9 protein-coding genes are annotated in these 6021 nt (G+C 70.2%); 6 read left to right on the top strand and 3 right to left on the bottom strand.

All coding sequences use genetic code 11. The features are described from left to right. The 3 genes from JAO81_RS07425 to JAO81_RS07415 all read left to right on the top strand — a co-directional run. On the top strand, nt 1–997 hold a 997-nt coding region (locus tag JAO81_RS07425), incomplete at its 5' end, for an ATP-binding cassette domain-containing protein (protein WP_199546976.1). Nucleotides 998–1081: 84 nt separating this feature from the next. Then, the gene (locus tag JAO81_RS07420) at nt 1082–1621 is read left to right on the top strand and encodes a hypothetical protein (RefSeq protein WP_199546975.1); all 540 of its coding nucleotides are present in this window, start codon (nt 1082–1084) and stop codon (nt 1619–1621) included. A gap of 7 nt (nt 1622–1628) precedes the next feature. Next, a complete protein-coding gene (locus JAO81_RS07415; RefSeq protein WP_199546974.1) occupies nt 1629–2132 on the top strand; it encodes a GNAT family N-acetyltransferase in 504 nt (167 codons plus the stop codon). Here JAO81_RS07415 and JAO81_RS07410 read toward each other — a convergent pair. Both JAO81_RS07410 and JAO81_RS07405 read right to left on the bottom strand, forming a co-directional pair. Continuing rightward, the gene (locus tag JAO81_RS07410; RefSeq protein ID WP_199546973.1) at nt 2122–2346 is read right to left on the bottom strand and encodes a hypothetical protein; all 225 of its coding nucleotides are present in this window, start codon (nt 2344–2346) and stop codon (nt 2122–2124) included. The two genes, JAO81_RS07415 and JAO81_RS07410, sit on opposite strands and share 11 nt — an antisense overlap. A gap of 153 nt (nt 2347–2499) precedes the next feature. Next, nucleotides 2500–2736 (bottom strand): hypothetical protein, encoded by a 237-nt coding sequence (locus JAO81_RS07405; protein ID WP_199546972.1) that lies wholly within the window; start codon nt 2734–2736, stop codon nt 2500–2502. Nucleotides 2737–3291: 555 nt separating this feature from the next. Between JAO81_RS07405 and JAO81_RS07400 the strand changes: the two genes are divergently transcribed. Beyond that, entirely contained in the window at nt 3292–4290 is a 999-nt protein-coding gene (locus JAO81_RS07400; protein WP_199546971.1) for a lytic polysaccharide monooxygenase, read from the top strand. 85 nt (nt 4291–4375) lie between these two features. Here the strand turns inward: JAO81_RS07400 and JAO81_RS07395 are convergent, their stop codons facing one another. After that, the gene (locus JAO81_RS07395) at nt 4376–5044 is read right to left on the bottom strand and encodes a hypothetical protein (protein WP_199546970.1); all 669 of its coding nucleotides are present in this window, start codon (nt 5042–5044) and stop codon (nt 4376–4378) included. Between the two features lie 211 nt (nt 5045–5255). On the opposite strand from JAO81_RS07395, the gene JAO81_RS07390 reads away from it, so the two are divergent. After that, on the top strand, nt 5256–5687 hold the full coding sequence (locus tag JAO81_RS07390; protein ID WP_199546969.1) for an SRPBCC family protein: 432 nt from the start codon (nt 5256–5258) through the stop codon (nt 5685–5687). 93 nt (nt 5688–5780) lie between these two features. Further along, a partial coding sequence (locus tag JAO81_RS42320; RefSeq protein WP_233415071.1) for a hypothetical protein occupies nt 5781–6021 on the top strand: 241 nt, incomplete at its 3' end.

Below are 6021 nucleotides of genomic sequence, written 5' to 3'. Positions count from 1 at the left end.
GGGGCGGGCCGCCTCTCCCCTCCTCCCCCCCGGGCCCCCCCCCGCGGGCCCCCCCCCCCCCGGCCGGGTGGCCCTGCCGGTGGCGGCGACAGCCGTCGTCACCGTCCAGACCACGCTCGCCGCGCTCTCCCAGTTCGTCATCCACGGCGCCGCGATGTTCCACACCTCCCTCTACCTCGCCGACATGCGTTCCTTCCTGGACATGGCCGCCGAACGGGCCCCCAAGCGCGGCGAGTCGGCCATTGCGCCCCGGGTGGACGAGATCCGGCTCGACGAGGTCGTCTACCAGTACCCGGGCAAGTCCGACCCTGCCGTGGCCGGGGTGTCCCTCACGCTGCGGCGCGGGGAGATCCTGGCGATCGTGGGCGAGAACGGCTCGGGCAAGTCGACCCTGGCCAAGCTGATCACGGGCATTCTGCTCGCCGACAAGGGCCGGGTGCTGTGGGACGGCACGGATCTGTCGGGGGCCGACCCCGACTCCGTATGGCGGCGCACGGCACTCGTCCCGCAGAACTTCGCCTGCTGGCCGCTGCGGGTCCGCGAGAACATCACCCTCGGCCAGCCGAAGACCTATGACGACGAGCCGGTCTGGCAGGCGATCGACGCGGTGGGCATGCGCGAGGCGGTCGAGAAACTCCCGCAGGGCCTCGACACCCTCCTCGCCAGAGAGCTCTGGGGCGGCGCCGAACTGTCGGGCGGCCAGTGGCAGCGCCTGGTGTGCGGACGGATGCTGTACCGCCGGTCCCCGCTCCTCGTCCTCGACGAGCCGACCTCACAGATGGACGCCCGCGGCGAGCACGCGATCTTCCTGGAGATCAAACGGATCGCCGCCGAGCGCATGACGATCGTCGTCACCCACCAGCTCGAGAACGTCCGCCTCGCGGACCGCATCCTTGTCATGGACAAGGGCCGCGTCATCGAACAGGGCACGTACGACGATCTGCTGCACGCGGGCGGTCTCTTCGCGGAGCTCGTAGGACTGGCGAAGGACCGCTGACGCGACGGGTCGCGGACGCCCGCTCGCCGTCGATCACGCACGTGCGACGATGTCGGTCCCCTCCTCTCCGCAGGGAAGACACCTATGAGCCGCCCCGCGATACCCGACCTGGCCTGGTGGCGCACGGACCCCGAGTCTTGGGAACTTCTGGAGTTCCACGGGCAGTACACCGAGGACCGACTGCCCGTGGACGCCAACTGGGAGGAGAGGCAACAGGTCCTTGAGGCCTTGGTACGGGACCCTTGTCCGGACGACGGAGACTTCGCCCGTTTCCTGCTGCTTCAGGAGACGAAGTGGCACGAGCACTCCTGGGGATTCAGCCACACCATCGAACTCGCTGCCCTGCGGGTCGCCGAAGAACGCCGCGTAGAGGACGTCTGGCAGCTGTGGGAAGCCGTCTGCCGGAGCTTCGACACCTGGTTCGGCCTCCCCCACCAGCTGCTGCTCGCCGCCGGAGTGGCCCGCACCACCGCGTACGTCCAAGGCTCCGGCCATCCCCAGCGGGACAATCTCTCGGGGCACCTCGAGAAGATCTCCCGGACCACGGATGACGAAGTTGCCCGGACCCTGAGCCTGCGCCGGCGCCACTACACCGAGATCCTCGACGAGCTGAGCGGAGAGTAGGACGAGCATGGAGATCAGATGGGGCCGCCGGGACGACGCCGCCGAGATCGCGGCGCTGCATACAGAGAGCTGGCGTACGGCGTACGCGGGAATCATGCCCGCCGACTTCCTGGACGGCGCTCTCCTGGAAGACCGTCTGGAGCTCTGGCTGGGCCGGCTGGCGGCGCCTCCCTCGGGAGCGGCCCTCTTCGTGGCGGCCACGGCGGCCGGCATCGACGGGTTCGCATATGTGATGCCAGGGCCTGACGGCCGCGTGCTGCTGGACAACCTGCACGCCAGACCGGGCCGCACAGGGTCGGGCATCGGCCGCCGGCTTCTGACCCGTGCGCTGGCGTGGGCGGCCGATGAGCACCCGGGCAGGACGGTCTACCTGGAAGTGCTCCGTGACAACACCCGCGCCATCGCCTTCTACGAGCGGCATGGAGCCGTCCGTACCGATGAGCGTGTCTGCCGGTTCGAGCAGGGCTTCGAGCTGCCCGAGCTCGAATACAGCTGGCCCGTCACTCCTTGACGCGGTGCAACTGGATCCCCGGGTTGGCGAAGAGATGCACGAAGCCGCAACGCCAGCAGATCAGCCCGGTCGCGGTCTCATCCGCCCAGGCAAGGTTGAAGAACTCCCCGCCCGTGCTGTTGAGCTTCACGCCCCGTTCGCGGAAGAGGTCGCTCTTGCAGACCTGGCAGGTGATCCACATTTCCCCCAGCGACGCCCGCACTGCCTTGGCCACGACCCCACCCCTTCCCTCACCTCATGAACCGTTGACCGATCTTCACCTCGAACCCGGCCTGCGGGAAAGCGGGTTGAGCGAAACCTGAGGAAGGCGGAGCCCCTGGCACCGGACGGGCAGAGGGCAGCCGGGCCGCCTGTTCGCCGCATCGCCTCAGTCCGCGAGGCCGAGGTCGGTCCGCATCAGCTCACGCAGCTTGGTCAGCGACCGGTCGTACGCCGACTGGGATGCCCGCAATTCCGAGGTGCCGCTCGCGGTGCCGTTCGCCACGACGTCCCGGAAGTCGCGCAGGCGGCGGAAGCAGTCGTCCGATGCGGAGACCATGGCGCCTGGTGCGGAGACACCGATGAGAGCCCCGAGGCCCGTTGCGGCAAGGGTGATCCACTCCATCGGCCCAACACCTCTCCGTGCTGCGAAAGTTGCTCCTTGGCGCGCACGCACCCGCGAGTACCGGACAGCGCGGCGTCAGACGCTCCCCTGCCCCGACGGCAAACCGAGCCCGGTGGAGTCCCGCCGATCGGACTTCATGAACTCCCAGTTCACGCCAACACCCAGCACGCTGAAGGCAGTTGGTCGCAGGCTCATGCTCTCCCCCGGTTGATGCGATACCTCGCAAACTCATATCAGACGCTCGTTCGCGTCCGGCGGCCGGCACCAGAGCCTCCAACGGCCCCTGCCGGAGGGCACACCCGCTGAACAGGCTCGCCAAACCAGACATCGCGGACGCGCACTTAACCGCCTCTGATCGATTCCTTAAAGCGACCATAAGGATCACCTCCAGGGCGCCTCAGCAGGCGAAATCGTGGATCTCAGGGGCTAGCTTCTGTTGCGCCGGGGCGGGTTCGAGCCGTCGGTGCAGCGCATTTCGGGGGGCTGCACCAACGGGTACGTGCCCGCCCCGTATCCCCCACGAAATTGCTTGAAGCCGCTCAAGGAGATCCACACATGACCGCTCGCCGCAAAGTCGCCTACGCCGCAGCCGCCGGTGTCGCCCCGCTCGCGCTGACCGCGCTGGCGATATCCCCGGCCGCCGCGCACGGTTCGATGACGGACCCGGTGAGCCGCGTCGCCGCCTGCTACGCCGAGGGCCCCGAGGCGCCCGACTCGGCCGCGTGCAAGGCGGCCGTCGCCGCGTCCGGAGTCCAGGCCTTCTACGACTGGAACGGCGTCAACATCGCCAACGCCGCGGGCAAGTCGAAGGAGATCATCCCCGACGGCAAGCTGTGCAGCGCCGGCAACGACAAGTACAAGGGTCTCGACCTGGCCCGCGGCGACTGGCCGTCCTCGAAGCTCTCGGCGGGCAGCCACACCTTCCGCTACAAGGGCACGGCCCCGCACAAGGGCTCGTTCGAGCTGTACATCACCAAGGACGGCTACGACCCGTCGAAGCCGCTGAAGTGGTCGGACCTGGAGGCGAAGCCGTTCGCCGAGGTCACCGACCCGAAGATGGAGAACGGCGACTACGTCTTCTCCGGGAACATCCCGGAGAAGTCCGGCCGGCACCTGATCTACTCGATCTGGCAGCGCTCGGACTCCCCCGAGGCCTTCTACACCTGCTCCGACGTGGTCTTCGGCGCCGACAACGGCTCTGCGGGCAGCGGCAGTTCGTCCTCGGACGAGAAGCCGGCGGCCGAGCCGTCCGCGCCGAGCGAGGAGCAGATCACCGACGGCCAGGAGCAGTCGACGGTCGAGCACCAGGGCCACGGCGACCAGGACGCGGAGACGGGCGGGGAGGAGCCCCCCGCCGCGCCCGAGCCCAATGCCCCGGAGGCGGCCGGCCCCGCCGACCAGCCGGTGGCCGCCGACGAGAACCTCGCCGAGACCGGTGGCGACTCGACCACCCCGTACATCGCGATGGGCGGCGCGGGCGTGCTCGCCGTCGGCGCGGCCCTGCTCTTCGGCACGGTCCGCCGCCGCGTCTCCACGGGCCGCCACAGCCGATGACCCACGGGGCCGCCACAGCAGCGCCGACCCACCGCGCCCCACGGGCCGCCAGCCGCTGTCCCGCCGCGTCTCCAGGGTCCGCGACCTACCGCGCCTCCAGGGTCCGCGCAGCCGCCGGCCCCCCCCCCCCCCGGCCACCCGAATCCGGGGGGCCCCGGACATGGCCCCCCCGGGCCGGCCCCCCCCCCCCCCCCCCCCCCCCCCCCCGGGGGGGGGTGGCGGCGTTGTTTCCGGTGTGGCCGGCGTCCTGTGCGCATTCCGGCTCGGGGAGAACGGTGACACCTTCCCCCAGCGGGGAGTTGCCCAGCCCGATGCCGGACCAGTAGACCCCGAGCGAGGCCGTCGGCCTGCCTTCCGAGCCGGTGACGAAGAACTCCGAGACGTACCTGCCGCCACCGGCCGTACGCCCTTCGATCAGCAGCACACGCCCACCGTCCCATGTCCCCGTCTTCGTCTCCTTCTCCGGGACGGCAGCGCTACGGATCACCCGGGGCATGTCCCCCGGCTTCAGACAGCGCTCGGCGACGGAGCCCGCCCAGGCGTCCTCGCACGACTGTCGCTGGAGCGTGACCTCGCAGAACTCTTCGGCACCGCCCGCCGGCGCCCGCGCCACGATCCGGTGCAGCACGTCCACGGCCTGCTCATGCGTCACGTCGACCGGCTCTGCGGCCACCGCACCCGAACCGTTGGTGCAGGCGCTCGCCGTGAGCAGGGTGATCAACACCAGGGCCGGGACGTACGTCGTACGAACCATCGCGCCACCTCAGTTCCGTTGCTCGGCCGGGCAGTTCCGCGATCATGCACGGCGCTCCGGAAGGGCGCGCACCCTTCACCGAACCGTTGAGCAACATCTGAGGTCGTCCGAGTAACATCTGCGGCCGCCCGCGCCACGATCCGATGTCGTCGCGACACCCCGCCGGACCGCCACGCGCCCGGACCCGGCCCCCACGTCCTACGATCCCGCCGTGCCCGAATTCCGTATCGCCCACCGCACCCCGCTCCCCGTCGCCGAGGCATGGCGGCGGGTGACGGACTGGGAGCGGCATGCCGCGCAGGTGCCGTTCACGTACACGAAGCTCCTCACGGACGGCCCCAACCGGGAGGGCACCCGCTTCATCGCGCGCACGGGTCTGGGCCCGCTCGGCTTCGACGATCCGATGGAGATCACGCTCTGGCAGCCACCGTCCCCCGAGGCCCGCTGCCGCCTGACGAAGACGGGCAAGGTCCTGACGGGCTGGGCCGAGATCGAGGTCCACCCGGCAGTCCGCGGCCCCGGCTCGTACGTCGTCTGGCGCGAGGATCTGCGCCTCACCAGACTCCCGCGTTTCCTGGACGCCACGACGGCGCGCGCCGGGCGGGTGGTTTTCGGTTACGCGCCCAGACGGCTCCGGAAGTAACGCGCTCAGGCAGTACCCGGCGCCAGCCGGGGAACTCGGACCTGGACCGCGAGCCGCGCCATCGGGGCGGGCTCGACGACATGAGGGGCTGCAATGCTCGGTATCGCTGCGGCAGTGCTGTTCTTTCTTGCGTTTCTCTTCAATGCGACGGACCTCGACGGAAACGACGTCTTCAGCTCAACGAACCTGATGCTGCTCGGCCTGATGCTGCTCGCCCTCCAGGTGGCGGGCATCGGCTCCGGCTGGGGAGGCCGCGGCCGATCCCGCCGATGGGCCACCGGTGACCCAAGCGCCTTGTGGCCCCCCCCCCCACGGGGGGGGTGGGTGGGCGTCT

Source organism: Streptomyces sp. N35 (genome assembly GCF_016464295.1).
GTDB lineage: Bacteria > Actinomycetota > Actinomycetes > Streptomycetales > Streptomycetaceae > Streptomyces.
The sequence above is the reverse complement of the archived record's forward strand: the minus strand, read 5'-3'. Positions and strand labels throughout refer to the sequence as shown.

Bases quoted from the DNA above. Each gene is read 5' to 3' on its own strand.
- JAO81_RS07400 (WP_199546971.1), top strand. From the start codon at position 3,292: ATGACCGCTCGCCGCAAAGTCGCCTACGCCGCAGCCGCCGGTGTCGCC.
- JAO81_RS07420 (WP_199546975.1), top strand. From the start codon at position 1,082: ATGAGCCGCCCCGCGATACCCGACCTGGCCTGGTGGCGCACGGACCCC.
- JAO81_RS07415 (WP_199546974.1), top strand. From the start codon at position 1,629: ATGGAGATCAGATGGGGCCGCCGGGACGACGCCGCCGAGATCGCGGCG.
- JAO81_RS07395 (WP_199546970.1), bottom strand. From the start codon at position 5,044: ATGGTTCGTACGACGTACGTCCCGGCCCTGGTGTTGATCACCCTGCTC.
- JAO81_RS07405 (WP_199546972.1), bottom strand. From the start codon at position 2,736: ATGGAGTGGATCACCCTTGCCGCAACGGGCCTCGGGGCTCTCATCGGT.